Genomic DNA, 26387 nt, shown 5'->3' on the forward strand with positions numbered 1-26387 from the left:
CCGGTCTGCCGCGCGAGCGCGCGAAGTTGAAAACGGACTGGCGGGCGCGCGCAGCAGGCGAAACAGGCGGCGGCGCGCTATGCCTGGTATACGGAAAATCCGGCGAAACCTTGAGCGCAACGAGCGACGGGTTGGCCAACCGGGTTGGCCAACACCTGAGCGCAATCGGCAGCAGCCCTAACCGGTGATGCGTTCTGTTTATGTTTCGAAGCCGGCCGGTCAGGCAAGAAGGTGCAGGTGCCTGCCGCTGTTGGGCGGCGCCACGATATCACAATTTGCAACGTTGTTGACATCTTGTAAGATCCGCAGTCATTTGCCGCACTCGAAGTCATCCCGACACATGGCCGATCCTGCCGATTCCCCCGCTCATTCACCCATCGCGCCGCCCGCCAAGCGCAGCGGTCCGCTGCGCGGGTTGTTCGCGCTGCGGCATTCGTATGCCGGCATCGTCGCGACATTGCGTGTGGAAAGCGCGTTCCGTCAGGAAGCCGCGCTCGCGGCTATCCTCGTGCCGACGGCGTTCCTGATGCCGGTCGACGCCATCGCGCGCGTGCTGCTGATCGGATCGGTGCTGCTCGTGCTGCTGGTGGAGCTATTGAATTCGGCGATCGAGGCCGCCATCGACCGGATCTCGTTCGAGCGGCATGAATTGTCAAAACGTGCGAAAGACTGTGGCAGCGCGGCCGTGACCATTGCGCTGCTGATGTGTGCGCTGACGTGGGGCGTGTTGTGCGGGCCGCTTGCGTATCGCTGGTTGGGTGGGTGAGGCGCAACGCGTTCTACGTGTCCGCACCATGGTTGGCATGGTTGCGCGCCCAGTGACGAGGGGTGCAAACGTTAGCGCGGGTTCAACGGCAATTTCGCTTACCGCCAGGCAGCCCTTCCGCAAACGTTGGCGGCAATCAGGCGATGGCACATCTATTGCTGAATTCCGCTCGCCGGCATCTCACCCGTGAAGCCGCGTGACGTACGCAACGGGGCGCCGTTCAAACGTCATTTCAACAATCCACCGGTGGAGGCACCATGCTTCGATACGCTGTGATTTTCTTCATCATCGCCATCATCGCCGCAGTGTTCGGCTTTGGAGGCATTGCCGCGGGCGCAACCGAAATCGCCAAGGTGTTGTTCTTCATCTTCCTGGTGATCTTCCTCGTCACCCTGCTGATGGGCGTGATCCGACGCTGACGGCTGCATACAGCGTTCGGTGAATTCACCCTCGCCCGATGCGAACCGGCCACGCTGCGTGGGTGCCGCGTTGACGTTTGCGCGGCTGCTGTCGCCGTTGCAATACTTGCCGCAGCATATTGCAATAGTTGCAGAAGCATCGGGCGCTTCAACTCTGCTTTTCTTCTCGCGCGATGCTTCGCCCTCCGAAGCATGGAGTGTCATCGTGCCGACGATGTGTCCTTCATACACCGCGACATGGCAATCGCCGCGCAGCACGCGCTCGCGGGTCGTCTCGATGGTTTGATCCACGCACCGAAGTGCAGGGTTGGCCCGTGAGCGTCTCGAGCAAAAATGTCGTAAATACTCAGGCCGATCAGCCGTCGTTCACGAGATGTTCTCGGCCTCGTACAGACGACGGCCCGCCGCATCCTTGCTGCCGAGGATGGGCTGAAAATCGATCGGCCAATCGATGCCGATGTCGGGATCGGACCACAGCAGGCAGCGCTCGAGCTCGGGGAACCAGTACTCGGTGGTCTTCCACATGCATTCGGCGACATCGGACAGCACGACGAAGCCGTGCGCGAAACCGGGCGGCACCCAGATCTGCCGCTGGTTGGCTTCGCTCAGATGCTCGCCGCTCCATTTGCCGAAGTTCGGTGAGTTCAGGCGCACGTCGACCGCGACATCGAAGATCTCGCCGCGCACGACGCGCAGCAGCCTCCCCTGGGGACGCTGCACCTGGTAGTGCAAGCCGCGCAGCACGCCGTGCACGGCGCGCAGATGGCGGTCCTGCACGAAGTTGAAACCTTGCGCGACGTCGTCCGAAAACTCGTCCGCGCTGAAACTCTCGAAGCAGAAGCCGAACTCGTCGATGAACACTTCCGGCTCGATGAGTTTCACCTCCGGCAATGCCGTCGCAATGACCCTGTTGCCCATCGCCACTGTGCTCGTAAAAAGGCTGGCCAGCGAACATACGGCCGCTCTCGCGACCGCGTCCGACAGACGAGGCGCGCCCGCAACGCGGGCGCCCTATCGCATGCTAAAGATACATGCTACGCCTCACTGGCCGCCCGGCTGCGGGCGCGATACTCGGTTGGCGACAAAGCCATACGCTTGCGGAAAATTTTCGCGAGACGGTCGCCGTTGCCGGTGCCGCTGCGACGCGCGATCTTGTCGACCGGCAATTCGGTCTCGGTCAGGAAGTTGCATGCGATACGCAGCCGCACCTGCAGCAGATAGTCCGACGGCGTGACCTGCATCTCGTGCTTGAAACGGCGCAGGAAATTGCGCTCGCTCATTGCGGCGACCTGCGCGGCATCGGCGACCGAGACCGGACGATCGCAGTTGGCCTCCATCCAGCGCGCGGCCGCGCGAATCTTTTCGGCGACGCTCAGCGTGCCGCCCTCGGCCGGCAGCGGTACCCACGTCGCAGCCATGCCGGGCATCACGCGATCGGCGACGCTGCGCGCGAGCTCGGCGCCCAGGTCGCGCTTGATGAACATCAGCGCGCTGCGGGCGCAGTCGTGACGGTCGTTGGCCGCGCTGAACGCGCCTTCGCTCGCGCTCGCGCCCGGATAGCGGCTCATCAGGCCGTCATGCTCGGTCGGGCCGGCCGCTTCGAGCACGAGGCGCCCCTCGCCGATCGTTTCGATCGCGCGTGTGCGCGACTGCACGGCGCGCAGCCAGTTCAGCAGGCGTTCGTCGCGCGCGGCCACGTGGGCGCCGTAGCCGCCAGCGATGAACAGCACGTCGAAACCGCCGCCAAAGCGCGTGTCGATGCGGTCAGTCCAGATGCGCGCCGACGACGAGCTGGCGACATTGCCGCCGTCCATCGACAGGAACTGCACTTCGTAGGGCGGATCCTCGCCCGCTCGTGTGCCCGCAAACTCATTGGCGGTCTGGAACATTTCCACGACGGTACCGGGGCCGAGCAGCCAGAAGCCGTCGAACAGCAGAATGCCGATTCGCCGCGCTGCAGTACGGACGTTCAAAGTGGGCGTGTGTAGCCACGTAATTCTCGTTGTATCAAGGTGCATGTGCGGCATGATCTTCCCCAAACGGTCATACGTTGCGGACCCCGATTTGCCCCGCCATCAGACGGAACGAGAAAATGCGTTATTACGGCGGAAAAACAGACCAACGCCGCATAAGAGATTAAGCGTGATGTTAGCGGAATGGATCGCTATAGTAAATTTGAAAAACGAATTTCATCACGACAGCCCCTGTCTGAGGAAAAGCGGTTATTCAGCGATTGATATGAGCGCGGGGCAGGCCGGACAACTATGCAAGCCGCGCGAAGAACCTGGGGAGATCTTACCGCAACGCCTTGATGGACGGCACTCTCGCGCATTCGGACAAAGTTGCCGGTAATGCGAAGCCTGGCCATTCCGCGTTACCGAGTACGTTTCTTGCGCGGTCCAAAAATGTTTCAATTGTGAACTGCTTATCGCCCGATTATGTCCGGGCAATTCGGTAGTTTATTCGCAAAGCGTAAATTTATTGCCCGCGGCATTAGGTATTTCCGTGGCATTCGCTCCGGGCCACAAATTAATATCCAAATGCTTATTTATCGGCGGTTCTAAAAATGTTTCTATTTTGAAACATCGCCGGCCCCTTTCGTATGATTTAAACGCTCGCACGCGCCGCGTTGATCGAACCTCGGATGATTGATGCAGCGCAGCAATCATGTGTGGCGGACACGCGACGAGGCGCCGGCCGTTGCAACCTGCGAAGTTGCAACGGCATACCTGATGCGCGCGCCTGGGAATGTGAGCAAACAGTCGGCTGGGGAACCGAATCGCGGCGCGCAACGGCCGCGCCACCGCTCGTCACCGTGCCTCAGCCATTCGTCCCTTCGCCGGCCAGCGTCGCAGCAGCGGCCGCGCGCGCGAGCACCGGCCGCAAAGCCACGCCCGTGTGACTCGCGGCCACGCGCGACAGGCTTTCCGGATCCGTCGCGGCAACGATCGTACCGCCGCCCACGCCGCCCTCAGGACCGAGGTCGATGATCCAGTCCGCCTCGGCGATCACGTCGAGATCGTGCTCGATGACGACGACGCTATGCCCGCCATCCACGAGCCGATGCAGCACGCGAATCAGCTTCGCGACGTCCGCCATGTGCAGGCCGACCGTTGGCTCGTCGAGCACGTACAGCGTGTGCGGCGGCTTCTGGCCACGCCGCGTGATGTCGTCGCGCACCTTGCTCAGCTCGGTGACGAGCTTGATGCGCTGCGCCTCGCCACCCGACAGCGTCGGCGATGGCTGACCGAGCGTCAGATAGCCGAGCCCTACGTCTTTCATCAGTTGCAGCGGATGTCCGATGTTCGTAATCGACGCGAAGAACTCGACCGCTTCGTCGATTTCCATGGTCAGCACATCGCCGATGTTCTTGCCGCGCCACGTGACCGCGAGCGTCTCCGGATTGAAGCGCTGGCCGTGGCAGACGTCGCACGGCACCTTCACGTCGGGCAGGAAGCTCATGCCGATCGTGCGCACACCCTGGCCCTCGCATGCGGGGCAGCGGCCCTCGCCCGTGTTGAACGAGAAACGCGACGCGGTATAGCCGCGCGCGCGCGCCTCCAGCGTGCCCGCGAACAGCTTGCGGATCGCATCCCACACGCCGATGTAGGTGGCGGGACACGAACGCGGCGTCTTGCCGATCGGCGTCTGATCGACTTCCAGCACCCGGTCGATGCTCTCCCAGCCGGTGACCGAATCGCAGCCCTGCCACATGTGCGTGACGTTCAGCGGCGCGCGCGGCGCCGAGCGCGCGAGCACGCTCGAACGCCGGTTCGCGGCCGGCTTCTCCTCGGCGGCCGCGCGCGCGCGGCGCGTGGCCGGAGACGACAACACAGAGCGCCCGACCGCATCGAGCAGATTGGTCATCAGCACGTCGCGCGCGAGCGTCGATTTGCCGGAGCCGCTGACGCCCGTCACCGCGACGAGCCGCGCGAGCGGAATGCCGACCGTCACGTCGCGCAGGTTATGCAGCTTGCCGCCATGCACGGTCAGCCAGTTCTCCGGCACCGCGGCCGCACGCTTGCCTGCCGCGACGACCTCGCGACGCGGCTGCAGCGGATGTACGATCGGCTGCGCGAGGAAACGCCCGGTCAGCGAATCGGGCTGCGCGGACAGGTCCGCGACGCTGCCCTGCGCGATCAGCGTGCCGCCGCGCTTGCCCGCGCCCGGCCCGATATCGATGATGTGATCCGCGCGCCGGATCGTATCTTCGTCATGCTCGACGACGACGAGCGTATTGCCCTTCTCGCCGAGCTTGCGCAGCGCGTTCAGCAGAATCTGGTTGTCGCGCGGGTGCAGACCGATGGTCGGCTCGTCGAGCACGTAACACACGCCCTGCAGATTGCTGCCGAGCTGCGCGGCGAGCCGGATGCGCTGCGCTTCGCCGCCCGACAAACTCGGCGCCGCGCGATCGAGGCTCAGATAGCCGAGCCCGACTTCTTCGAGGAACTGCAGCCGGCTGCCGATTTCACTGACCACGTCGCGCGCGATTTCGGCGGCGCGGCCCGTCATCTGCAGCGTATCGATCCACGCGCGCGTGTCGGACACGGTCCATTGCGCGACATCGACGATCGCCTGCGAGTCGAACGTGACCGCGCGCGCGACCGGATTCAGACGCGTGCCCGCGCAATCCGGACACGGCTCGTCGACGAGTCCTTCCGGTTCCTGCTCCTCCGACGGCAGGCTCTGCTCGCGACCGCGATTGTCGTCGTCGACGACGGTGTCGTCGTACGCGGCCCGCTGCTCGCGCGTCAGCGACAGCCCCGTGCCGACGCAGCTCGTGCACCAGCCATGCTTGCTGTTGTACGAGAACATGCGCGGATCGAGCTCGGGGTAGCTCGTGCCGCACACCGGACACGCGCGCTTCGTCGACAGCACCTTCACGTCGCCGAGCTTCGCGGTGGACTCGCCGCCGTTGAGCGCGTCGTGCAGACCATCGAGCGGCGCGAGCAGATGCATGATGCCTTTACCGATGTCGAGCGTCTGATCGAGCGCTTCGCGCAGCTCCGCTTCGTGATCGGCCGAGATGACGAGGTCAGCGACCGGCAGCTCGATCGTGTGCTCGCGGAAGCGGTCGAGCTTCGGCCACGGATCGACCGGCACGAACTCGCCGTCCACACGCAGATGCGTATTGCCGCGCGCCTTTGCCCATTTCGCGAGGTCGGTGTAGACGCCCTTGCGGTTCACGACGAGCGGCGCGAGGAAGCCGACGTGCTGGCCCTTGTGATCGCGCAGCAACTGCGCCGCGATCGATTCGGCGCTTTGCGACGTGACCGGCGTGCCGTCGTGGATGCAGTGCTGCAAGCCGAGCTTCACGTACAGCAGACGCAGGAAGTGCCACACCTCCGAGGTCGTCGCGACGGTACTCTTGCGACCGCCGCGCGAGAGCCGCTGCTCGATCGCGACGGTCGGCGGAATGCCGTACACGGCATCGACTTCGGGCCGGCCGGCTGGCTGCACGATCGAGCGCGCGTACGCGTTCAACGATTCGAGGTAGCGCCGCTGACCTTCGTGGAACAGGATGTCGAACGCGAGCGTCGATTTGCCCGAGCCCGACACGCCGGTGATCACGTTGAACTTGCCATGCGGAATGTCGACGTCGAGCGCCTTCAGGTTGTGCTCGCGCGCGTTGACGATGCGCACGACGTCCTCGCCTTCGATCGCGCGACGTGCGCGGGCCGCGCTCAGGGCCTTCTGCAGCGGGATGCCCTGGGGCTCCGCCGCGGCTGCGGTATCCATCGCGCGGTCGTATTGCAGCAAAGCCTCGCCGGTATGCGATTCGGCACACGCTTTCACTTCGTCCGGCGTGCCCGCGCACAACACGCGGCCACCGCCGTCGCCGCCTTCGGGACCGAGGTCGATGATCCAGTCGGCCGCGCGGATCACGTCGAGATTGTGCTCGATCACGATCAGCGAATGACCGCTCGCGAGCAGCTTGCCGAACGCCTGCATCAGCTTCGCGATGTCGTCGAAATGCAGACCCGTGGTCGGTTCGTCGAACATGAACAGACGCTTCGCGATCACCTGCTTCGCGCCGCGTGCGCCGCGCGCCTGTGCCGATTCCGCGAGAAAGCCCGCGAGCTTGAGCCGCTGCGCCTCGCCGCCCGACAGCGTCGGCACGGGCTGGCCGAGCTTCACGTATTCGAGCCCGACGTCGACGATCGGCTGCAGCACGCGCAATACTTCGGCGTCCTTCGCGAAGTACGCGGCAGCCTCGCTGACGGTCAGTTCGAGCACGTCGGCAATGCTCAACGCGCGCGCCGGCTGGCCTCGCTCGATCTTCACCTCCAGCATTTCCCCGCGATAACGACGCCCGTCGCAATCGGGGCAGCGCAGGTACACGTCGGAGAGGAACTGCATTTCGATGTGCTCGAAGCCCGAGCCGCCACAGGTCGGGCAGCGGCCATCGCCCGAATTGAAACTGAACATGCCGGGGCCGTAGCCGCGCTGTTGCGCGAGCGGTGCCTTCGCGAACAGCTTGCGGATTTCGTCGAACGCGCCGACGTAGCTGGCCGGATTCGAGCGCGCGGTCTTGCCGATCGGCGACTGGTCGACGAACACGACGTCGGTGACCTGGTCCGCGCCGTTCAGCGCCTTGAACGCGCCGGGCGCCTCGGTGGCGAGCCCGAAGTGGCGCGCCATCGCCGGGTACAGCACGTCCTGCAACAGCGTCGATTTGCCGGAACCCGACACGCCGGTCACGCACACGAGCCGCTGCAATGGAATTTCGACCGTGACGTCGCGCAGATTGTGCTCGCTCGCGCCTTCGAGCACGATGCGCGGCGTGCTCGCGTCGACCGCGCGACGCGACCAGTGCGCGGCATCCGCGACATGGCGCCGGCCGCCGAGGTACTCGCCGGTCAGCGTGCCGGTCGAGCGAATCGCCTCGGGCGCGCCGTCGAAAATGATCGAGCCGCCGCGCTCGCCCGGTCCCGGACCCATGTCGATGAGCCGGTCCGCCGCGAGCATCACCGACGGATCATGCTCGACCACGACCAGCGTATTGCCCGCGTCGCGCAGCCGGTGCATCGCTTCGACGATGCGGTTCAGGTCGCGCGGGTGCAGGCCGATGCTCGGCTCGTCGAGCACGAACAGCGTCTTGGTCAGCGACGTGCCGAGCGCGGTGGTCAGGTTGATACGCTGCACCTCGCCGCCCGACAGCGTGCGGCTTTGCCTGTCGAGCGTCAGATAGCCGAGACCGACGTCGCATAGATACTTGAGGCGCGTGCGCACTTCGGCGAGCAGCAGCTTCAGCGCGTCGTCGAGCAACGCGCTCGGCAGCGTGATGTCGTCGAAGAAGCGGCGGATGCGCTCGATCGGCATCAGCATGAGATCGTGCACGGTCAGGCCCGGCAACGCTTCGAGCTGCGCGCGCGACCACTTCACGCCGCGCGGCATGAAGCGTTGCGCGGGCGCGAGCACCTGGTTCGCGTTGGCCTTGCTGCCGAGGCGCCACAGCAGCGATTCGGTTTTCAGACGCGCGCCGCCGCAGGTTTCGCACGGCGTGTAGCTGCGGTATTTCGACAGCAGCACGCGGATATGCATCTTGTACGCCTTCGATTCGAGATAGTCGAAGAAGCGTTTGACGCCGTACCAATGCGTCTGCCACTTGCCGTTCCAGTCCGGCGAGCCGTTGATGACCCAGTTGCGTTCGCGCTCGCTAAGCTCGCCCCACGGCGTGTCGCGGCGGATGTCGGCTTTCGCCGCGTAGCGCATCAGGTCGTCCTGGCACTCCTTCCACGCGGGCGTCTGCATCGGCTTGACCGCACCTTCGCGCAGCGTCTTGCGCGCGTCGGGGATCACGAGACCGAGGTCGACGCCGATCACGCGGCCAAAACCGCGGCAGGCATCGCAAGCGCCATAGGCCGAGTTGAACGAGAACAGCGCGGGCTGCGGATCGGCATAGCGCAGATCGCTTTCGGGGCTGTGCAAGCCGGTGGAGAAACGCCAGATGCGCGGCTCGGCGGCTTCGGCCTGCGGCTCGTCCGAGGTAGCCGGCAGCACGTAAATATTGACGCGCCCGCCGCCGCGCTTCAGCGATGCCTCGATCGCCTCGATCGCGCGTGCTTTATCTACCGAGCGCAGCCGGAAGCGGTCGGCGACGACATCGAGCAACTTGCGCTTGCCGGTCGGCGAGTCGACTTCGCGCTGCGCCTGCACGCGCGTATAGCCGCTCGCCGACAACCACTGCTCGACCTCCTGCGCGGACGCCGACTCCGGCAGCTCGACCGGGAACGTGACGACGAGCCGCGGCTCCTCCTGCGCGGTGCGCTCGAGCAGTTCCGCGTAGATCGTCTCCGGCGTATCGTGCCGCACGAGGTGCGCGCTCTGGCGGTCGAACAGCTCGGCCGCGCGCGCGTACAGCAGCTTCAGGTGGTCGTTGAGCTCGGTCATCGTGCCGACCGTGGAGCGCGAGCTGCGCACCGGGTTGGTCTGGTCGATCGCGATGGCGGGCGGCACGCCGTCGACGCGGTCGACCTGTGGCCGATCCATCCGGTCGAGGAACTGGCGCGCGTACGCACTGAAGGTTTCGACGTAGCGGCGCTGGCCTTCCGCATACAGCGTGTCGAACACGAGGCTCGACTTGCCCGAACCCGACGGCCCCGTGACGACCGTCATTTCGCCGGTGCGCACGTCGAGGTCGACGTTTTTCAGGTTGTGCTGGCGGGCGCCGCGAATGCGGATCGTGCCCTGGATCTTGTTGCCGCTCGGGTTGCCGCCTTGGGGAGTGTCAGCGAGGGTGTCAGGGGTTGCGTCGTTGGAGGACAATTTTTCCGACCGTCTGAAGGAGTGGGTCACCTCTCACGGCCGGCTCTCGCGACCGCGCAAGTTCGGTGCAGCCGGGTCGGCGCAAGGAGCGCCCGGAAGCCTGGCTGTGGGGGGATACTATACTGTATGTTTATACAGTTTTCCATGACGGGCGCAGACGCGCCACGATCTCCGGATCGGCCGCGATGCGCAAACGGCTGCGCCGCGGTCACACCGCCTGACTAGCCGAGCGCGCTTTCAACCCGCGAGCACCCGGCCGCATCCGGTTTTGCGCAACCTGCCGGGGTTCCGCGCGCGGCACCGTCGCCGAGCGCATAGGCGACGCAACGCCTCGCCAGCACCTCGGTCGGATCGACGAGCCGCACCACCCGCCCGCCCGGACACGCGAGCACCGGGTCACGCAACAGCAACGGCAACTCGGTGCACGCGAGCACGATGACCTGCACACCCCGCGCGAGCAGATCGTCGACAGCCGCCGCGAGGTCCTCGCAGCATTCGCCCGACGCGTGCCCCGCCTTCACGCCGCGCGGGCCGTAGATCGCGTTCATCAGACGCGCTTGCGCAGTGGCGGACGGCGCGATCTGCACCAGGCCGCGCGCGTCGAGCGCCTGTTCGTAGACGCGGCTCGCGAGCGTACCCGAGGTGGCCAGCACGCCCACTTCGCGCAGACCCGGAAAGGTCTCGCGCAGATAATCGGCGGTACAGGTCAGCATATTGAGGATCGGCACGCGCAGCGCCGGCTGGAGCCGCTCGACGAACGCATGCGCGGTATTGCACGGAATCGCGATCAGATCCGCGCCGCCGTCCTCGAGCGTCTTGCAGGCCGCGTACAGCGCGAGGGTGGGATCGTCGCCGCGCTCGAGCAGCGCCGCGGTGCGGTCGGGGATCTGCGGATTCTGCTCGACCATGATCCGGATATGGTCCTGATCGCGCGCGGCCGGCGTGTTGCGCACGACCTTGGCCATGAAATCGACGGTCGCGGCCGGCCCGATGCCGCCGACCACGCCGAGGCGGAACGTCCGCTCCGGCTGCGTGTACTGCGCCGCCGCGACATAGCGCGCATACACCTGGTTCGTATCGACGAGCGGCACCTCGATACGGCCGAGCGCGCGCAGCACGAGGCCGATCTCCGCGAGCCCCGGCACGATCACGTCGACGTCCTGCGCGACCAGATCCGCGCACGCCGCGCGCAACAGCTCGACGGGCCGCCCGTGCAGGCGCCCGTCGCGGATGCCCCCGACACCAAAGACGGCGCTCGTCACGCCGTCGAAACCGGTGTCGTTGCGCGGATAGCACACGTCGAACTGCCCGGCTTCGAAGTAGCGCTCGAACAGGCCGTTCGCGCGAATCGCCGCCGACGTTAGCACGCCGATTCGGCGCGCCGACGGATAGGTGCGCCGCACGTGCGCGGACAGCGCGGTCATGATGTTGGCGACCGGCACGGTGACGTTGGCCGCGAGTTCGTCGATGAAGGTATGGCTCAGAAAGCATGGCAGCACGATCGCGTCGACGCCGCGTTTTTCGAACGCGCGCATCGTGTCGAACACGTGGATCTTGAACTGCGGGTCCGTCGCCTCGGGCGCGGCGGGCCCCTGCCACGCGCGCGGTTCGAAAATCAGATCGAAGGGGCGCGCGGCGCCTGGCCGGCGCGACGCCGTGCTCATCCGGCTGAGGATGTCGGCACTGGCGAACTGCGCCGCGCCCGTCGCCACACCTAGCGAACGAAAACGATTCATGATCAGATCCCCCGGTCGTTCTGTGCGTCCACCCTCGATCACGGGCGGCTTTCTGTGCGCTTGAGAATGACATTATGCGAGGCGCACGTGTCCAGTGGTTAACCACGAAAAAGCATTACTTTGCGGTTTTCGCTCCCTCAGTTCACCGGCGCGAAAATCTCCCGCAGCCACTGCGCGAACACTCGCACGCGCGACGACAACTGCCGGTTCTGCGGATACAGCACCGACACCGGCATCGGCGGCGGCGGATAATCCGCCAGAATGACCCGCAGCCGCCCCGCCGCCAGCTCGCCATCCACGCGGTAACGCGGTACCTGCACGATGCCGAGCCCGGCGAGGGCCGCGCCCGTGTACAGTTCGGCGCCGCTGACCGACACCGCCGACGGCAGCACGAGCGCGGTATCCCGCCCGTCGACGCGGAATTCGAGCGGCACCGGCTTGCCGGTCGCGCTCGACACGTAGTTGACCGCGCGATGCGTCGACAGCGCGTCAGGATCGGCCGGCTCGCCATACGCGGCCAGATACGCGGGACTCGCGACCGTCACCTGCTGCAGTTGCGCGACGCGCCGCCCGACCATCGACGAATCCTGCAGCACGCCCGCGCGCAGCACGCAATCGATGCCTTCGCGCACGAGGTCGACGAGCCGGTCGTCCTCGCCGATCATCAGCTCGATGTCGGGAAAGCGCGCGAGAAACGCGGGCAGCGCCGGCACCACGAAGTGCCGCGCGAGCGTGCCCTGCACGTTCACGCGCAACAGCCCCTTCGGCGCGAGATTGGAAAACGCCCCCTCGGCCTCCTCCAGATCGGCGATCAGGCGCACGCAGCGCTGGTAGTGCGCTTCGCCGTCGGGCGTGAGCCGCACCGTGCGGGTCGTGCGTTCGAGCAACCGCGCGCCGAGCCGCTGCTCGAGGCGCTTCATCAGGTTGGTGACGGTCGCGCGCGGAATTTGCAGATCGTCGGCGGCGCGCGTGAAGCTCTGGCGCTCGGCGATCCGCACGAATACGCGCATTTCCTCGAAACGGTCCATATCGATGGATTATTGAAGCAAATGGAATGATGATGGCGAGTCTAACCGGATTATCTCTGAGCGCAAAGCGTTCATGATTCACTTCACCGATTCACCACCTTCCATGAGGAAACCAATCATGAGCACGAACTCACAACCGAAAGTCGCCATCGTCACGGGCGCATCGCGCGGCATCGGCACGGCGATCGCACAGCGGCTCGCGAAGGACGGCTACGCGGTCGCCGTCAACTACGCATCGAGCGCGGGCGAAGCCGACGCGCTCGTCGGTGCGATCCGCGAAGCTGGCGGCAAGGCGGTCGCGGTGCGAGCCGACGTGTCGAAGCCCGACGACGTGCGTCGCATGTTCGAGATCACCGAACGCGAACTCGGCAAGGTGGATGTGCTCGTCAACAACGCGGGTGTGATGAAGCCCACGCCGCTCGCCGACACGCCCGACGCACTCTACGACCAAACCTTCGACATCAACGTGCGCGGCACCTTCAACACGCTGCGCGAAGCGGCCGCGCGCCTGAACGACGGCGGGCGCGTCGTCAATTTCTCGACCAGCGTGCTCGCGCTGAACCTGCCCGGCTATGGCATCTACACGGCGACCAAGGCAGCCGTCGAAGCGTTCACGCGTGTGTTCGCGAAGGAACTGCGCGGGCGCGACATCACAGTGAATGCGGTCGCGCCGGGACCGATCGCGACCGCGCTATTCCTCGAAGGCAAGACCGACGAGCAGATCGAGACGTTCGCGAAGATGCCGCCGCTGCAACGCCTCGGCGAGCCGGAAGACGTGGCGGGCGTGGTCGCGTTTCTGGTCGGCCCGGATGCGGGTTGGGTCAATGGGCAGGTATTGCGGGCCAATGGCGGTTTGGCCTGATGGGATGCCCCGGCTGCGGCGCCTGAAACGTGGTCGACCCGCCGCTCAAACCGCCTTGGGATTGCGTTCCGCGAAGCCTTCCTGATGCCAGTACGGATACGCGGGGCGCACCGTGCTGGCCGCATCGAGCTTCGCGACCTGGTCCGGCGTCAGATTCCAGCCGACCGCGCCGAGGTTCTGCCGCAGTTGCTCCTCGTTGCGCGCGCCGATCAGCAGCGTCGCGACGGTCGGCCGTTGCAGCAGCCAGTTCAGCGCGATCTGCGGCACGGTCTTGCCGGTTTCGGCGGCAATTTCGTCGAGCGCGTCGAGCACGCGGAACAGATAGTCTTCCGGCACCGGCGGCCCCATGTCGGCGGTCTTGTGCAGACGGCTCGTCTCCGGCAGCGGCTGGCCGCGCTTGAGCTTGCCGGTCAGGCGCCCCCAGCCGAGCGGACTCCACACCACCGCACCGACGCCCTGGTCGACGCCGAGCGGCATCAGCTCCCACTCGTAGTCGCGCCCGACCAGCGAGTAGTAGGTCTGATTCGCGACATAGCGCGGATAGCCGTAACGGTCGGCGATATCGAGCGACTTCATCAGATGCCAGCCGGAAAAATTCGACACGCCGATATAGCGGATCTTGCCCGCGCGCACGAGGTCGTCGAGCGTGGACAGCATTTCGGGGATCGGCGTTTTCGCGTCGAAGCCGTGCAGCTGGAACAGGTCGATGTAATCGGTTTGCAGACGCTTGAGCGCTGAATCGACCGCCTGGATCAGATGGAAGCGCGACGAGCCGACGCCGTTCGGATCGTCGTCGAAACGAAACGTCGCCTTGGTCGACAGGATCGCCTTGTCGCGCTTGCCCTTCAGCGCCTCGCCGAGCACCGACTCGGACGCGCCCTTCGAATAGATGTCGGCGGTGTCGAACATCGTGACGCCCGCGTCGAAACAGATGTCGATCAGACGCCGCGCTTCGGCGACGTCGGTCGCGCCCCACGCCTGGAAAAATTCACCCTTGCCGCCGAACGTACCGGTGCCGAGACTCAGCACCGGCACCTTGAAACCCGATGCACCCAGATGTCTGTATTCCATTGAAGAACTCTCCGTGGCATTGCCGTCGATGAACGGAGGTTCAGTCTACGCGTGTCCGCCAAACGGCGTCACGAAGGCGACGCGCTCAGATCCGTCAATGCATCGCGCACGGCATCGATCACGCTGCCCCAATCGCCGAGCGCCGGTTGACGGAACAGACGTGCGGACGGATACCACGGCGTGTCGCTGCGTTCGAGGAACCAGCGCCAGCAGGTGTCGAAGCGGTTCAGAATCCAGACGGGTTTGTCGAGCGCGCCGGCCAGATGCGCAGTGGACGTGTCGACCGAAATCACCAGATCGAGACTGGCGACGAGCGCGGCGGTATCGGCGAAATCGTGCAGCAGCCCGGTGTAATCGGCGACGCGTTCAGCGTAGGCGCTTTCGGCTAATTGCGGTGCGGCCGCGCCCTTCTGCACGCTGAAGAAGCGAACGTTCGGCACCTCGAGGAGCGGCGCGAGTTGCTCGAACGTGAGCGACCGACGCGCGTCGATCTTGCGCAGCTCGGCGATATGCGCGCGGTTCTCGCCGGCCCAGACGAGGCCGACTTTCAGCGGCCTGATTGCGTTGGCATCCGCGTTGATGTTGCCGTCGCGTTCGATCCGCTCACGCCATTCGCTGACGGCCGCCGGCTGCGCAAAAAGATACGGCGTCGCCGCCGGAATGCTCGCTTCGTTCGTGTCGAACGCAAGCGGCAAGCTCAGCAGCGGGCAATGACAATCGAACGACGGCAACGGCTGCCCCGCTTCGATCAATTGATCGACACCATCGAGCGTCGACAGCAATCGCAACAACGCGCCCGGCACTTCGAGCACGACCTTCGCGCCGAGCATCGCAACGAGCGGCGCATAGCGGCAGAACTGCAACGTGTCGCCCAGGCCCTGCTCCGCATGCAGCAGGATCGTTTTGCCGTCGAGCGGAACATCGCCGAGCCACAGCGGCTGCGTGAACGCGCGCCTGCCGGCCTTGATGCGGCTGCGCTCCCAACGCCATTCGTATTCGCGCCAGCCGGTATCGAAGCGGCCCATTTGCAGCAGGCACAGCGCCTGGTTCCAGTGCGTTTCGACCGACGCCGGATTCAACGCAAGCGCGCGCTGATAGCTCGACAACGCCTGTTCGCGCTGATTCAGATCGATCTGCGCGAGACCGAGGTTGTTCCATGCATCGACGAAAGCAGGCGCAAGTTCCAGCGCGCGTTGGTAGCAGCGCTGCGCTTCGTGCGGCTGGTTCAGATCGCCGAGCACGTTGCCGCGATTGCTCCATGCATCCGGATAGTTCGGCTGCAACGCGAGCGCCTGGTCGCAGCTATCGAGCGCATCGGCATAGCGGCCGAGATCGCGCAGCACGCAGGCGCGATTGTTCCACGCCGGCGCAAACTCCGGCACGAGCGAAAGCGCGCGTTCGTAGCTCGCGAGCGCGTCGAGCGGACGGTTCAGCGCCGCCAATGCGTTGCCGCGATTGTTCAACGCATCGGCGAATTTCGGTTGCATCGCGAGCGCCCGCTCGGCACACGCGAGCGCTTCGTCATGGCGCTGCAACGCGTTCAGCGCATAGGCGAGATTCGAATGCACGGCCGGCTGTCTCGCGTTGACCACGAGCGCCTTCTTCAGCAGATCGACACCTTCCTGCAAGCGGCTGGTTTGCAGCGCGAGTTCGCCGAGCCAGCGCAACGCGTCGCCATGCTTCGGCTTCAGTTCGAGTATCTCGCGATACAACTCCTCGGCTTCGACGAGCGCGCCGTTCTGCTGGAGCGCGACGGCTTGTCGAAGCAGATGGTCCAACTGTTGCGGCAGACTGGCTGGCTTGCTCATGCGGTACCTGAAATCGAAGGCGCGAAGAATCGTCGGATGAAGCGCACGATTATCGCCGAAAAGCCCGGATTCCAAGTACCGCCGCTGCCGCGTAGCGACGTGACGCCGCCTATTGCGCGGCCACGGACAGATGCTTGCGCTTCGCGAGATCCTGCGCCATCGCATAGTGCTGCTGGATCGTCGGCAGCGCCTGTTTCGCGGCGGCCTTCAACTGCTCGTCGCGGCCCGCGGCGATTTCCGCCTGGAAAGCGGACAGCGCCTTCTGTTCACCCGCGAGCGCGACCTGCTCGATGTACACCTTGTCGAAGTCCGCGCCGCGCAGGTGATTGATGCTTGCGAGCACGGCCGCATCGGGATCGTTCTTCGGCACGTCGACACCGCGCGGACTCGCCGCGCGCAATGCGTCGGTGATCTTCGCGTCGTCGCTCGACACGCGCTCGGCAAAGGCCTTCACGTCGCGGTCGGCCGAACGCGCGGTGGCGATACGCGCGGCATCGCGCTGCGTCGCGACGGCTTGCGTGCCGTCCGCGATGAAGGTCTGGTCGGCGGCATGCAGGCGGCCCGTGTCCGTGGACGCGGCGCTCTGCGCGCTGGCCACCGAGGCAGCCGTCAGAAGACCACCGAAGCAGGCAGCGGCGGCGATGCGGGCCAAAGCGACGGAAGGGACGGAAGGCAGGCGGATCATACGTTCTCCTTGAGGTGAAAGCATCTGAAAGCAAAACGACGGACACGTGTGCGCCGCGAACGAAGCGTGCGATCCAAAACGCTGCGGACTGCTTGCGAGCCCAGCGCGGCGCCACGCTTTTATCGCTGCCGATTCTAGAAGCCACGCCGTCGGGCAGGTGAAACGCTGCTGTCGCTTCTGTAACCTTAGGTAACCCTCATATGAATGCGCACACGTTTGCCGTATTCGCGTGAATCGCGCGCGCCGCTCGACGCTGCCACGCGGTGCTGAATTTTTCGCCATCGGCGCCGATAACCAGATACAGGCACGCTCAGCACCGCTCAGCACCGCAATTCTGGAGAACGATTCCGATGGCAGACGACCACCGTGCCAATCACGAGCGCCACACCGAACGCAGCAACCTGACGAGCTCCAACAAGTTCGAGCTGCTGCTATACCGCCTCGGCCACGTGCCGGGCAGCGACGCGCACGAGTTGTATGGGATCAACGTGTTCAAGGTGCGCGAAATCTCGACGATGCCGACCGTCACGCCGATCGCCGGATCGTCGCCTTACGTGATGGGGGCGGTCGACATTCGCGGGCAGATCATCCCCGTGATCGATCTGCCGCGGTTGATGGGCTGCGAGCCGACGCGCGGCCTGAACATCCTGCTGGTCACCGAGTTCGCGCGTTCGACGCAGGCCTTCGCGGTCGAGGAAGTCGACGACATCGTGCGACTCGAATGGAACCAGGTGCTGTCGGCCGATGGCTCGGCGGGCGGCAAGCTCGTCACGAGCATCGCGCGCATCGACGGCAATACCGGCGACTCGCGGCTCGCCCAGGTGATCGACGTCGAGCAGGTGTTGCGCGACGTGTTCCCGTCGCAGCATCCGAGCGTCGATCCGGCCTCGGTCGGCCAGGCGCTCGGCATCCGCCGCGGCGCGAAGATCCTCGCCGCCGACGACTCCGGCTTCGCGCGCAAGCTGATCGAACAGGCGCTCGCCGCGATCGGCGCTGACTACATCATGACGAAGACCGGCGAGGAAGCGTGGCAGACGCTGCAGCAGGTCGCGCGCGAAGCGCAGAAAAACGGCGCGCGCGCGAAAGACACCATCGCGCTGGTACTAACCGATCTCGAGATGCCGGAGATGGACGGCTTCATGCTGACGCGCCAGATCAAGGCCGATGAACGCACGCGCGATATTCCGGTGATCATTCACTCGTCGCTGACGGGCGCGGCCAATGAGGCGCATGTGAAGAACGCGGGCGCCAACGGCTATGTCGCGAAGTTCGCGGCGAGCGAGCTCGCCGACGCGATCCGTGGTGCGCTGGGTGCCGCGCCGGCGAAGACGGCGGCTTGAGGTCTGGGGTGTCGAGCAGTGAATCGGGTCGCCGCGCTCAACGATGCGCGGCAAGCTCGATCGAGAAGTCCATCCGGCCGATCTCGACGCCCATCGTGTTGAGCCGCTGCGGCGCATGAAAGCCGTCGAGCGCCGCGCGTTGTTCAGGCGTACCGATATCGAGCACGGCGAGCAACTCGGCGGTGACCGCGTAGAGCACGGCGGGATTGCCGTCCTCGATCTTCAGCGCGATGCCTAGCGCGCCCTTCGCGCCGAGCCGCGCGGTCTGCCGCGATGCGCGTACGCCGATCGCATAGCTGCCGTCCGCGCCGACCTTGCCGACCAGCGCGCCATCGAAAGCCTGCATCAGCAGCGTACAGAAGCGCCCCTCCCCGCCGACCAGTTCCGGGTACGACGTCATCGCGCGATAGATGCGAGCGAGCGCGGCCGCGCGCGGCGTCGTCGCGGCGGCTTCGGTTTCCTGTTGATCCTGCGCCGCCGCGAGTTTCGCGAACAGACGTGCGAGCCGGTCGAGCGCAAACGCCGGCGTCGGCAGATTGCAGCCGTCGATCGCCCATTGCACGCCCTCGTCGGGCAGATCGCAGACGCTCGCGACCGTCTGCTTCACACGCACCTGCAACGGATGCCCGGGCAGTTCATAGCCGGCGAGCGCCGCGCCGATCGAACGCGCGCCGGCCAGCATGCCCGCGTGCTTGCCCGAACAGTTGCTGCACACGCCGGTGGGCGTAAAGCCGCGCCGGATCCAGTCGACGTACACCGCATCCGATAGCGGCGGATGACCGCCGCAACGCAGATCGGCCTCGCTCGCCTGCGCTTTCGCGAGCATGCCGCGCGTGCGTTCGATATGACGCGGCTCGCTGCTGTGCGATGCGCACATCAGCGCGAGATCGGCTTCGTCGAAACCGCAACGCTCGAGCGCGCCGGTTTCGAGCACCGCGAGCGCCTGGGCCGGCTTCGCCGCGGAACGCGCGAGCGTCATGCGCGCGGCGTCGCCGAACGAATACAGCAGACGACCGTCCGCATCGACGACCGCGACGTGCGCGAGATGCGTGTTCTCGACGGATTCACCACGATAGATCGTCGCCGCGACCGGCGCGGCGGGGTGCAGTTCGGACTGGCTCATGCGGTTCGTCTCCTCGTAGTGTCATTGATCAGGCATTGGCGCACAGGCCCTGGCAATCAGGCGCTCGCCGCGAGCGCCTCTTCGCGCTCGAGCGTGCGCGTGTGCCGCAGTTCGGGAAAGAGCCGCATCCACAACAGCGCGATCGCGATCGTCGCGACACCGCCGACCAGCACCGCGGGCTGCGCGCCCCACCATCCCGCGGTCAGGCCCGATTCGAACTCGCCCAATTGATTCGACGTCCCGATGAACAACGAATTGACCGCGCTGACGCGGCCGAGCATTTCATCGGGCGTGCGCAATTGCACGAGCGACAGCCGCACCACCACGCTGATCGTGTCCGACGCGCCGAGCACCATCAGCGCGAACAACGACACGAGGAACTGATGCGACAGCCCGAACACGATCGTCGCGATGCCGAACGCGATCACGCCGCCGAACATCGCCGCGCCGGGCCGGTTGCGCAATGGAAAATGCGCGAGCCAGATCGTGCCCGCGAGCGCGCCGATCGCCGTGCCCGAGCGCAACAGGCCGAGACCGAGCGGGCCCGCGTGCAGCACGTCGCGCGCGAAGATCGGCAGCAACGCGGTCGCGCCGCCGAACAGTACCGCGAACAGATCGAGCGACAGCGCGCCGAGAATCACCGGCTCGCGACGAATGAACGCGATGCCCGAAAAGATCGATTCGAGCGTGACGGGCGCGCGGCTCGCCGGCTTCATCTGCAACGGAATGCTCCACACCGACGCGGCCGCCGCCGCGAACGTCAGCGTGCACGCGAGATACGCGGCACCGGGACCGATGCCGTACAGCAGACCACCGAGCGCGGGCCCGGCGATCTGCGCGGTCTGATTGGCGGACGTCGCCCACGCGGTCGCCTTCGGCAGATAGCCGCGCGGCACCACGGCCGGCAGCAGCGACGCCACGGCCGGCGATTCGAACGCGCGCGACGCGCCGACGCAGGCGGCCAGCACGTAGATAACAGGCGCGCTGATCCAGCCGCCGAAGGTGCCGATCGCGAACAGCAATGCAGCGACACTTTCGAGGCTCTGGCAGACGGCGGCGATGCGGCGGCGATCGTAACGATCGGCGACATGGCCGACGACGAGCGTCAGCAGGAACATCGGCAGAAACTGCGCGAGACCGACGAGGCCAAGTGCGAACGCGCTATGCGTGAGCGCGTAGACATGCCAGCCCATCGCGACCGCGAGCATCTGGAACGACAGCGACGACAGGATGCGGGTGCACCAGAAACGCTGGAACGGCGGATGTTTCGGCAGGCTGAAATGCGGGGAACCGGCGGGATCGATGGAGGCTGGGGGCATCGGGTTTGTTGCTCGTGACGGGGCGCATCGGGGCGTGGGTTGGGCGGGCGCCAGTTTAGAGCAAGACCGGAGGAGATGCACAAAGGAGGCCGATCTCGAATCAGTGGAGACGCCCATCGTCGAAATGGGGCGCCATACCTAAACCGTAGCCCGGGCACATCGGACACCCATGTGCCATCGAAAAGATTGAAAGCCAGATTGTGGCCTGGCTCTTCAGTTGCATACAGATCCAGTTCAGTTCCTTTCAATTTGGCGCCTCGATTGATCGTCAAGTCTGCCGATTACGGTGCATCAGCGCGCCGTATGTCACGCGACGGGCGTTAAATCGAACGCGCGTCCGCATCAATGGGCATGATTGGGCATCAGTCGGGCTCGCCGCGCGCTTCGCAGTGCGTATATTTATGCTTGATGTATCGATGTGAACTGCCGGCCTGTTTGCGGCTATGATTGTGCCCCGTGGGCAGCCGCCCGGCTGGCGGTACTCCGGCCCACTCCCCACCGGCCAGCCACACCGTCTGACACTCGAACTACCGGAGGGCATCGAATGGTACTGGGGTGGCTCGTCCTACTTCCGTTCATGGCCGCGGCGCTCATCGCGCTCACGAGGCCGCGCGCCGCCGCGCTCTGCACCTGGATCGCGTTCGCGACGGCGCTGTTCGGCTGCGGGCTGCTGCTGAGCGAGCGCATGGGCATGGGCGACCACGACGTGCTGCAATGGCGCCATGAGTGGATGCCCGACATCGGCCTCGCGCTGTCGCTGCGCCTCGATGGCCTCTCGTTCATGTTCGCGTTGCTCGTACTCGCGATCGGCCTGCTCGTCTTCATCTACGCACGCTACTACCTCGCCGGCAGCGATTCATTGCCGCGTCTGTACCTGCTGCTACTGCTCTTCATGGGCGCGATGCTCGGCATCGTGCTGTCGAACAACCTGCTGCTGCTCGTCATCTTCTGGGAACTGACGAGCCTCGTCTCGTTCCTGCTGATCGGCTTCTGGCCATCGCGGCCCGACGCAAGGCGCGGCGCACGCATGGCGCTCACCATCACCGGCGCGGGCGGTCTCGCGCTGCTTGCGGCCGTGCTGTTGCTCGGCCACGTATGCGGCAGCTACGAGCTGAACGACGTGCTCGCCCAGCTTGACAAGGTGCAGCACGATCCTGTCTACCCGGCCATTCTGCTGCTCACGCTGTTCGCGGCGTTCACGAAGTCGGCGCAGTTTCCTTTTCACTTCTGGCTACCGCACGCGATGTCGGCGCCCACACCCGTGTCGGCCTATCTGCATTCGGCGACGATGGTGAAGGCCGGCGTGTTCCTGCTCGCGCGTCTCTATCCGGTCTTCGAAGGTACCCACCTATGGGCGTATACGGCGACAGTGGCCGGGCTCGTCACGCTGGTGGGCGGCGCGGGGATGGCGTTGTTGCAGCGCGATCTGAAGGGCCTGCTCGCCTATTCGACCATCAGCCATCTCGGCCTGATCGTGCTGCTGTTCGGCCTCGACACGCAGCTCTCGACTGTCGCCGCGCTCTTTCACACGGTCAACCACGCGGTGTTCAAGGCGTCGCTCTTCATGGCGGCGGGCATCGTCGATCACGAAACCGGCACGCGCGATCTGGGCCGTCTGCGCGGCCTGCGCAGGTACATGCCGCATACGGCCGTGCTCGCGAGCGTCGCGTCGCTGTCGATGGCCGGCGTGCCGCTGCTCAACGGCTTTCTCTCGAAGGAAATGTTCTTCGGCGAAACACTTGCGCAAAGCATGTTCGGGCCGCTGAACCTTGCCGTGCCGGTCATCGCGATCGTGGCGGCGGCGCTCTCCGTGGCGTACTCGCTACGTTTCGTCTGGGGCGTGTTTTTCGACGGCGAGACGCCGCGCGATCTGCCGCACTATCCGCCGCACGAGGCGCCGCGCTTCATGAGGCTGCCGATCGAGATTCTCGTGGCGCTGTGCCTGCTGATCGGCCTGTTCCCGCAGCAATGCATCGGCAGGCTGCTCGCGTCGGCCGCGTGGGTCACGCTCGGCGGCAAGCTGCCCGACTACAGCCTGAGCCTGTGGCACGGCGTCAATACGCCGCTCGTGATGAGCGCGGTGTCGTTCGCGGCGGGCGCGGCGCTCTTTTTTCTGCGCCGCAATGCCTTCCGCCACCGTCGCACGGCGCTCACCGAGTTGAACGCGAGCGAAATCTTCGACCGCTTCGTGCAGCGTCTCGAACAGAGCGCCGGCGTGATCGTGCGCTTGTTCGAGACGCGCTCGCTGCCGGCCTACCTCGCATGGATGATCGCGGCGATGCTGATCGTGCCGGGCGTGCCGCTCGTCGCGCTCGACACCTGGAGCGGCAGCCACACGCGCCTGCCGCCCGATCCGTTCACGCTGGGCGGCCTCGTGCTGATGGCGTTGCTCGCCGTCGGCGTGGTGCTCGTGCGTGCGCGCACCCTTTACGCGCTCGTGATGCTGAGCACCTGCGGCCTGCTCGTGTCGCTCGCCTTCGTGCGCTTCTCCGCGCCCGATCTCGCGCTCACGCAGATCTCCGTCGAACTGGTCACGATCCTGCTGCTCGTGCTGGCCGTCTATTTCCTGCCCGCGCTGCAACGCGCCGTCGAGCCGCTCCCCGTCCGGCTGCGCAACGGCGTGCTCGCGCTCGCGGGCGGCGCGCTGCTCGGCGCCGTGTCGTACAGGATCATGACGAGCGCGCCGCTGCCAGGCATCGCTCCGTACTTCCTCGCCAATGCGCTGCCCGGCAGCGGCGGGCATAACGTCGTCAACGTAATCCTCGTGGATTTCCGCGGCTTCGATACGATGGTCGAAATCAGCGTGCTCGTGGTCGCGGGGCTCGCCGTCAAGGCGCTGCTGCGCGGGCTGCGCCTGAAGTCGCCCGATGCGGGGCCGGATGGCCGGCCATGGTCGTCGCAATCGCATCCGCTGATGCTCGCGATCCTCGCGCGGCTGATGCTGCCGCTCACCGTGCTCGTCGCCGTGTTCGTGTTCCTGCGCGGCCACAACCTGCCCGGCGGCGGCTTCATCGCGTCGCTGATCCTCTCGATCGCGTTGTTGCTGCAGTACGTCGCGAGCGGGGTGCTGTGGACCGAGTCGCGCATCCACCTCAACTACCGCGCGCTCGCGGGCTTCGGCATTCTGATCGCCGCGGCCACGGGGCTCGGCAGTCTCGCGTTCGGCCAGCCGTTTTTGACCAGCGCGTTCGGTCACCTTCACGTACCGCTGATCGGAGAGATCGAACTGTCTACGGCGATGCTGTTCGATCTCGGCGTAACGGGCGCGGTGGTCGGCACGACACTGACGATCGTCTCGCACCTCGGCGTGCGCGACAAGGACATGCAGTCCGTGGAGAAAAGCTGATGGAAGCTGCCTTTGCCATCGCGATCGGCGTGCTTTGCGCATGCGGCATCTACCTGCTGCTGTGCGCACGCGTGTTGCCGGTGATTCTCGGTATCACGCTGTTCTCGTATGCGATCAACCTGTTCCTGCTCGGCATGGGCCGGCTTTCGATCGGCAAGCCAGCGGTCATCGCGGCGGGGGCGCAATACGCCGATCCGGTGCCGCAAGCGCTCGTGCTGACGGCCATCGTGATCGGCTTCGCAATGACGGCCTTCACCGTGGTGCTCGCGCTGCGCTCGTTTTCGATCACGGGCAACGATCACGTCAATGGCGAGGAGACGCCCGTCGAATGAACCACCTTCTCCTGCTCCCGATCCTGATTCCGCTCTTTTCCGCGGGCGTCATCGTCGCGCTGCCGCTGCGCGCGAAACGCCTGCAACGCGCGCTGAACGCGCTCGCCATCATCGCGCTGCTGCCCGTCGCGTGCCTGCTGATGGCGCGCGCCGCGCAAGGCGAGATCGCCAGCTACGCGCTCGGCGCATGGCCCGCGCCGTTCGGCATCGTGCTGGAACTCGACCGGCTCGGCGCGCTGATGCTGGTGCTCACCGCCGTGCTGGCGGTCTGCTGCCTGCTCGGCACCTCGAGCGAGGACGCGAGGCGCGGCCGCTATTTCCGTGCGCTGTTCCAGTTCGAACTGATGGGCCTGAACGGCGCCTTCCTCGCGGGCGATCTCTTCAACCTGTTCGTGTTCTTCGAGCTGCTGCTGATCGCGTCGTACGCGCTGCTGCTGCATGGTGGCGGCGCGCGACGGGTGCGCAACGGCTTGCACTATCTGTTGATGAACCTCGTCGGTTCGTCGTTCTTTCTGGTCGCGATCGGCGTGCTCTATGGCGTCACGGGCACGCTCAACATGGCCGACATGGGCGAACGTCTGGCGCATCTCGGGCCGGAGTCGTCGCTGCCCCTCGCGCAGTTCGCGGGCGCGACGCTGATGCTCGTGTTCGGCCTCAAGGCCGCCGTGTTTCCGATGTCGTTCTGGTTGCCGCAGGCCTACAGCAGCGCCATCGGCCCGGTGGCCGCGTTGTTCGCGATCATGACCAAGGTCGGCATCTATGCGATGCTGCGCTGCGACGCGCTCGTGTTCGGCGCGGCGGGCGGCGTGCTCGATGCGTTCATGCATCAGTGGGCGTGGTGGCTCGCGACCGCGACGATCGTGTTCGGCGCGCTGGGCGCGTTGGCGGTGTCGAGTCTCAAGACCACGACGGGCTATCTCGTGCTGGTTTCGGTGGGTCTGCTGATCGCGGCGATCGCACTACAGACGCCGCTTGCATGGAGCGCGCTGCTCTACTACCTGATCAGCACGACGCTCTGCACTGGCGCGCTGTTCCTGCTCGCCGACACGCTCGAACCCGAGCAAGCCCCGACACCGCACGCCGCGCATGCCGCCGTTTCCGCCGATGCCAATTCGATCGAGCCCGGCTCGCTCGAAGCGCTCGACGACGCGGCCGCGGCGGCCATCTCGCCCGACCCGGACCGCGAAGCGGTGGCGACGCTGGCGCGGGTGCAGCCGCTGCAGGTCGAGACGGCCGGCGCGCTCGCCGTGCTGGTCGGGGAACCGGCTCGCACCGAAGCCGAAGCTACGGTCGAAGCGGTCCCGCGCACGCATGCACCGTGGCCGTCGAACCTCGCCGCGCTGCTCTATCTGATCGCCGCGGTGGGCGCCGCGGGCCTGCCGCCGCTGTCCGGGTTCCTCGGCAAGGCGATGGTGCTGGCCGCCACGCCGCTCGGCGCGGCAGTCGTGCTGTGGCCGGCCGTACTGCTGTCGAGCCTGCTCTCGATCGTCGCGCTGAGCCGCACGGGCACGCGCCTGATGTGGGCCGCGCCGGCCGGGCGCGCCGTCGCCGGCAAAGAGGAGCGCGCACCGCGTGGCAGTAATGCGAAGCTCGCCGCCTGCGCGGTCCTGCTCGGCTGTGTCGTGGCCATCACGCTCGGCGCGGGCGCGGTGCGGCACTATCTCACCGATACGGCGACACAGCTATTCGATCGCGCCGCCTACGTGCACGCGATCCTCCCCGCGGCGCGCTCCTCGCCACCAGCGGCCGCCGCGACCACGGCCGACGCACAGGGGAACTGACG

Annotated in this window: 17 protein-coding genes; 7 read left to right on the forward strand and 10 right to left on the reverse strand. The window is 66.0% G+C overall.

What is annotated here, in order from left to right; translation table 11 throughout:
• Window positions 1–340 precede the first annotated feature (340 nt).
• Complete coding sequence (locus OKW44_RS21305) at window positions 341–766, forward strand: diacylglycerol kinase (protein WP_018418592.1); 426 nt, start codon at window positions 341–343, stop codon at window positions 764–766.
• Window positions 767–1023: 257 nt separating this feature from the next.
• On the forward strand, window positions 1024–1185 hold the full coding sequence (locus OKW44_RS21310) for a DUF1328 domain-containing protein (protein ID WP_013089029.1): 162 nt from the start codon (window positions 1024–1026) through the stop codon (window positions 1183–1185).
• Between the two features lie 366 nt (window positions 1186–1551).
• On the opposite strand, the gene rfbC is transcribed toward OKW44_RS21310, so the two are convergent.
• From rfbC to OKW44_RS21335, 5 genes are all read right to left on the reverse strand, one after another.
• Entirely contained in the window at window positions 1552–2103 is a 552-nt protein-coding gene (rfbC, locus tag OKW44_RS21315; RefSeq protein ID WP_018418593.1) for a dTDP-4-dehydrorhamnose 3,5-epimerase, read from the reverse strand.
• A 116-nt stretch (window positions 2104–2219) separates the two neighbouring features.
• On the reverse strand, window positions 2220–3212 hold the full coding sequence (locus OKW44_RS21320) for a GlxA family transcriptional regulator (protein WP_026225490.1): 993 nt from the start codon (window positions 3210–3212) through the stop codon (window positions 2220–2222).
• A gap of 793 nt (window positions 3213–4005) precedes the next feature.
• Window positions 4006–9954, reverse strand: a complete 5949-nt coding sequence (uvrA, locus tag OKW44_RS21325) for an excinuclease ABC subunit UvrA (protein ID WP_018418595.1) — start codon at window positions 9952–9954, stop codon at window positions 4006–4008.
• A gap of 221 nt (window positions 9955–10175) precedes the next feature.
• On the reverse strand, window positions 10176–11690 hold the full coding sequence (cuyB, locus tag OKW44_RS21330; RefSeq protein WP_018418596.1) for a cysteate racemase: 1515 nt from the start codon (window positions 11688–11690) through the stop codon (window positions 10176–10178).
• Between the two features lie 137 nt (window positions 11691–11827).
• Window positions 11828–12718, reverse strand: coding sequence for a LysR family transcriptional regulator (locus OKW44_RS21335; RefSeq protein ID WP_018418597.1), 891 nt, complete (start codon window positions 12716–12718; stop codon window positions 11828–11830).
• Between the two features lie 118 nt (window positions 12719–12836).
• Here OKW44_RS21335 and OKW44_RS21340 point away from each other — a divergent pair, with 118 nt between their 5' ends.
• Window positions 12837–13580, forward strand: a complete 744-nt coding sequence (locus OKW44_RS21340; protein ID WP_018418598.1) for an SDR family oxidoreductase — start codon at window positions 12837–12839, stop codon at window positions 13578–13580.
• Window positions 13581–13625: 45 nt separating this feature from the next.
• On the opposite strand, the gene OKW44_RS21345 is transcribed toward OKW44_RS21340, so the two are convergent.
• From OKW44_RS21345 to OKW44_RS21355, 3 genes are all read right to left on the reverse strand, one after another.
• On the reverse strand, window positions 13626–14651 hold the full coding sequence (locus OKW44_RS21345; RefSeq protein WP_018418599.1) for an aldo/keto reductase: 1026 nt from the start codon (window positions 14649–14651) through the stop codon (window positions 13626–13628).
• 68 nt (window positions 14652–14719) lie between these two features.
• Window positions 14720–16459, reverse strand: a complete 1740-nt coding sequence (locus OKW44_RS21350; protein WP_026225491.1) for a tetratricopeptide repeat protein — start codon at window positions 16457–16459, stop codon at window positions 14720–14722.
• 109 nt (window positions 16460–16568) lie between these two features.
• Window positions 16569–17144 carry a DUF4142 domain-containing protein gene (locus OKW44_RS21355; RefSeq protein WP_018418601.1) on the reverse strand — a complete coding sequence of 192 codons (576 nt, stop codon included), beginning with the start codon at window positions 17142–17144 and terminating at the stop codon, window positions 16569–16571.
• Between the two features lie 350 nt (window positions 17145–17494).
• Here OKW44_RS21355 and OKW44_RS21360 point away from each other — a divergent pair, with 350 nt between their 5' ends.
• Window positions 17495–18484, forward strand: coding sequence for a chemotaxis protein (locus tag OKW44_RS21360; protein WP_018418602.1), 990 nt, complete (start codon window positions 17495–17497; stop codon window positions 18482–18484).
• 37 nt (window positions 18485–18521) lie between these two features.
• On the opposite strand, the gene OKW44_RS21365 is transcribed toward OKW44_RS21360, so the two are convergent.
• Window positions 18522–19607: an asparaginase gene (locus tag OKW44_RS21365; RefSeq protein WP_018418603.1), complete on the reverse strand. Its 1086-nt coding sequence runs from the start codon at window positions 19605–19607 to the stop codon at window positions 18522–18524.
• A 56-nt stretch (window positions 19608–19663) separates the two neighbouring features.
• Window positions 19664–20926, reverse strand: coding sequence for an MFS transporter (locus tag OKW44_RS21370; RefSeq protein WP_018418604.1), 1263 nt, complete (start codon window positions 20924–20926; stop codon window positions 19664–19666).
• A gap of 544 nt (window positions 20927–21470) precedes the next feature.
• Here OKW44_RS21370 and OKW44_RS21375 point away from each other — a divergent pair.
• The 3 genes from OKW44_RS21375 to OKW44_RS21385 are packed head-to-tail and all read left to right on the forward strand — an operon-like array spanning window position 21471 to window position 26385.
• A complete protein-coding gene (locus OKW44_RS21375) occupies window positions 21471–24272 on the forward strand; it encodes a monovalent cation/H+ antiporter subunit A (RefSeq protein ID WP_026225492.1) in 2802 nt (933 codons plus the stop codon).
• Window positions 24272–24604, forward strand: a complete 333-nt coding sequence (locus OKW44_RS21380; RefSeq protein ID WP_018418606.1) for a Na+/H+ antiporter subunit C — start codon at window positions 24272–24274, stop codon at window positions 24602–24604. The genes OKW44_RS21375 and OKW44_RS21380 overlap by 1 nt, the downstream gene beginning before the upstream one ends.
• On the forward strand, window positions 24601–26385 hold the full coding sequence (locus tag OKW44_RS21385; protein ID WP_429411302.1) for a monovalent cation/H+ antiporter subunit D: 1785 nt from the start codon (window positions 24601–24603) through the stop codon (window positions 26383–26385). The genes OKW44_RS21380 and OKW44_RS21385 overlap by 4 nt, the downstream gene beginning before the upstream one ends.
• The last annotated feature ends 2 nt before the right edge of the window (window positions 26386–26387 follow it).

Source organism: Paraburkholderia lebeckiae (genome assembly GCF_050436325.1).
GTDB classification, from domain to species: Bacteria; Pseudomonadota; Gammaproteobacteria; order Burkholderiales; family Burkholderiaceae; genus Paraburkholderia; species Paraburkholderia tuberum.

Excerpts from the sequence above, each read along its gene's own strand:
- OKW44_RS21305 (WP_018418592.1), top strand. The coding sequence starts at position 341 with ATGGCCGATCCTGCCGATTCCCCCGCTCATTCACCCATCGCGCCGCCC.
- OKW44_RS21310 (WP_013089029.1), top strand. The coding sequence starts at position 1,024 with ATGCTTCGATACGCTGTGATTTTCTTCATCATCGCCATCATCGCCGCA.
- rfbC (WP_018418593.1), bottom strand. The coding sequence starts at position 2,103 with ATGGGCAACAGGGTCATTGCGACGGCATTGCCGGAGGTGAAACTCATC.
- OKW44_RS21320 (WP_026225490.1), bottom strand. The coding sequence starts at position 3,212 with ATGCCGCACATGCACCTTGATACAACGAGAATTACGTGGCTACACACG.
- cuyB (WP_018418596.1), bottom strand. The coding sequence starts at position 11,690 with ATGAATCGTTTTCGTTCGCTAGGTGTGGCGACGGGCGCGGCGCAGTTC.
- OKW44_RS21335 (WP_018418597.1), bottom strand. The coding sequence starts at position 12,718 with ATGGACCGTTTCGAGGAAATGCGCGTATTCGTGCGGATCGCCGAGCGC.
- OKW44_RS21340 (WP_018418598.1), top strand. The coding sequence starts at position 12,837 with ATGAGCACGAACTCACAACCGAAAGTCGCCATCGTCACGGGCGCATCG.
- OKW44_RS21345 (WP_018418599.1), bottom strand. The coding sequence starts at position 14,651 with ATGGAATACAGACATCTGGGTGCATCGGGTTTCAAGGTGCCGGTGCTG.
- OKW44_RS21350 (WP_026225491.1), bottom strand. The coding sequence starts at position 16,459 with ATGAGCAAGCCAGCCAGTCTGCCGCAACAGTTGGACCATCTGCTTCGA.
- OKW44_RS21355 (WP_018418601.1), bottom strand. The coding sequence starts at position 17,144 with ATGATCCGCCTGCCTTCCGTCCCTTCCGTCGCTTTGGCCCGCATCGCC.
- OKW44_RS21360 (WP_018418602.1), top strand. The coding sequence starts at position 17,495 with ATGGCAGACGACCACCGTGCCAATCACGAGCGCCACACCGAACGCAGC.
- OKW44_RS21365 (WP_018418603.1), bottom strand. The coding sequence starts at position 19,607 with ATGAGCCAGTCCGAACTGCACCCCGCCGCGCCGGTCGCGGCGACGATC.
- OKW44_RS21370 (WP_018418604.1), bottom strand. The coding sequence starts at position 20,926 with ATGCCCCCAGCCTCCATCGATCCCGCCGGTTCCCCGCATTTCAGCCTG.
- OKW44_RS21375 (WP_026225492.1), top strand. The coding sequence starts at position 21,471 with ATGGTACTGGGGTGGCTCGTCCTACTTCCGTTCATGGCCGCGGCGCTC.
- OKW44_RS21380 (WP_018418606.1), top strand. The coding sequence starts at position 24,272 with ATGGAAGCTGCCTTTGCCATCGCGATCGGCGTGCTTTGCGCATGCGGC.
- OKW44_RS21385 (WP_429411302.1), top strand. The coding sequence starts at position 24,601 with ATGAACCACCTTCTCCTGCTCCCGATCCTGATTCCGCTCTTTTCCGCG.